At 72.9% G+C, this 2601-nt stretch carries 1 protein-coding gene; it reads right to left on the bottom strand.

Annotation, left to right across the window (positions count from 1 at the left end; genetic code table 11):
- Positions 1-2601 (bottom strand): type I polyketide synthase (locus tag MXD58_RS28645; RefSeq protein WP_250611291.1); only part of this gene is annotated, 2601 nt, incomplete at both ends.

Here is a 2601-nt window from a genome sequence, read left to right as displayed (position 1 = left end):
CCAACGCCTCACGCGGCGAAATACCAAAGAACCCCGCATCGAACAGACCAGCCTCATGCAGAAAACCACCCTGGTCGGTGGCGGAAGTGTCGATTCGCTGCGGGTCGGGGTGAAAGAGTGCCTCCAGATCCCAGCCACGGTCGGTCGGGAAACCGGTTACGCCGTCCCGGCCCTCCACCACCAGCCGCCACAGATCCTCCGGCGAGGCGACACCACCAGGCAGCCGGCAGGCCATCCCGACGATCGCGATCGGCTCCGTCGGATCAGCCGTCGCCACGGCGGTACCGCCCGCGGCGGACGACGGCGCGAGCGCACCCCCGGTGGCGACCGGCCCGAGTTCGCCGAGCAGGAACCGGGCCAGGACCTGCGAGTTCGGGTAGTCGAACACGAGCGTGGTCGGCAATTTGAGCCCGGTCGCCTCCCGCAGCCGGTTGCGCAGCTCCACCGATGTCAGCGAATCGAAGCCGGCGTCCTTGAACGCCACGTCGGGACGCACGTCCCCGGCGCCGGCGTAGCCCAGCACGGTGGCCGCGTGGGCGCGGACGACCTCCAGCAGCACCGACTCCTGCTCGGCCGCCGATCGGCCGGCCAGCCGCGCCGCCAGCCCGCCCAGGACCGTCCCGGCTGTCCGCGAGCGCAAGGCCCTGCGGCCAGGCCGGACCAGCTCGCGCAGCAACGGCTGGACGGAACCCCCGGCCCCGGCGTCGGCGCTGGCCGCGCGCAGATCGAGTCTCACGGGTACGAGCAGCGGCTGGTCAGCCCGCAGACCGACGTCGAACAACTCCAAACCCTCGGCCGGACTCAACGCCAACACCCCACCACGACCCATCCGAGCCTTATCGACCTCACTCAGATGAGCGGTCAGACCCGTGCTCTGCTCCCACAGACCCCACGCCAACGACACACCCCGCCGGCCCTCAGCCCGACGACGCGCCATCACCGCATCCACATACGCGTTCGCGGCGGCGTAGTTGCCCTGGCCGGCCGAGCCGAACAGGCCCGCCGCAGAGGAGAAGACGACGAACGCGTCAAGATCGAGGTCACGGGTCAGCTCGTCGAGGTGGCGGGCGCCGCCGCCCTTCGGACCGAACACGCCGGCCATTCGCTCGGATGTCAGCGCGCCGACCAGGCCATCGTCCAGAACCCCGGCGGTGTGCACGACGGCGGACAGCGGGTGCTCGGCGTCGATGCCGGCGAGCAGGGCAGCCACCTGGCCGCGTTCGGCCACATCCGCGGCTGTGATGGTGACCTCCGCACCCAGCTCGACCAGCTCGGCCGCCAGCTCCCGGGCGCCCTCGGCCTCGGGGCCGCGCCGGCTGGCCAGCACAAGGTGCCGCACACCGTGCTCGGTCACGAGGTGCCGAACCACGAGCACGCCCAGGGACCCGGTGCCGCCGGTCACGAGAACCGTGCCGTCCGCCCTGAACCCGCCGCGACCGTCGCCGGTGACCGCCGCGCGGACCAGCCGCGGCGCGAGCAGCCCTGGCCCGCGCGCGGCCAGCTGGGGTTCACCGGCCGCGAGGACAGCGCCGAGCACGGACTCCACGTGGATGCCGGGCTCGAGGTCAAGCAGGGTGATCCGATCCGGGTTCTCGGCCTGGGCAGCCCGGACCAGGCCCCAGACCGCTGCGGCGGACTCGACGGGAATGTCGTCCGCGACCGCCACCACCGCGGTCCGAGTCAGGATCAGCAACGTGGAGGGCTCAAGCCGGGGATCGTCCAGCCAGGCCTGGACCACTGCCAGGACCTCGTTCGCCGGCCGGAGCGGATCGTCTTGGGATCCGGCAGCGACTTCTCCCGGTGCCTCGAACACGGCGATCACCGGATCGGCCAGGACCTCGACCAGCACGGCCACCTCATCCGCCGCGAAGAGCGGCACGACGGGCGGCAGCGATCCGACCGTCGTCGCGGGTGGCAACTCCGACCACTCCACCGCGAACAGCGCGTCCCGCTGCCGGCCGGTCGCGGCGGCGAGCTGCTCGCCGGTGACCGGCGCGAATCGGAGCGCGGCGAGGCGGAGCACCGGCTGCCCGTTCTCGTCGGTCGCCTCCAGCGAGAGGCCGTCGCCGTCGTCGGCCGGCGACAGTCGGACCCGAAGCATCTGCGCCCCGGGCTCGTGCAGGGTCATTCCCGACCATTCGGCCGGCTGCCAGTACCGGCGTCCGCCGGCCCGGTCCGCCAGCACGGCGTGGCGCAGCCCGGAGCGCAGCGCGGCGTCGAGCAGCACCGGGTGCAGGCCAAACCGGGCGGCCCGGGCGCGCTGTTGGGTTGTCAGCGCGACCTCGGCGAACACCTCGTCCGCCCGCCGCCACATCGCGCGCAGGCCCATAAAGGAGGGGCCGAGGTCGTACCCGTGCTCGGCCAGCTCGGCGTGGAAGCTCGTGAGGTCGACCCGACGGGCGCCAGATGGCGGCCAGAGCAGCATGCTCCGGTCGGCCACCGGGGGGATCGGCTCGTCCGGGATCGCGGATACGTGACCAGCGGCGTGCCGCGCCCAGCGGGTGTCCTCGCCGTCGGGCGCGGCGTAGATCTCCACCGGCCGCCGGCCGCCGCCATCGGGCATCCCGACGACGACCTGGACGCGGACCGTTCCCCGTTCCG

Origin of the sequence: Frankia sp. AgKG'84/4 (assembly GCF_023242965.2) — a bacterium.
GTDB lineage: Bacteria > Actinomycetota > Actinomycetes > Frankiales > Frankiaceae > Frankia.
The sequence above is the reverse complement of the archived record's forward strand: the minus strand, read 5'-3'. Positions and strand labels throughout refer to the sequence as shown.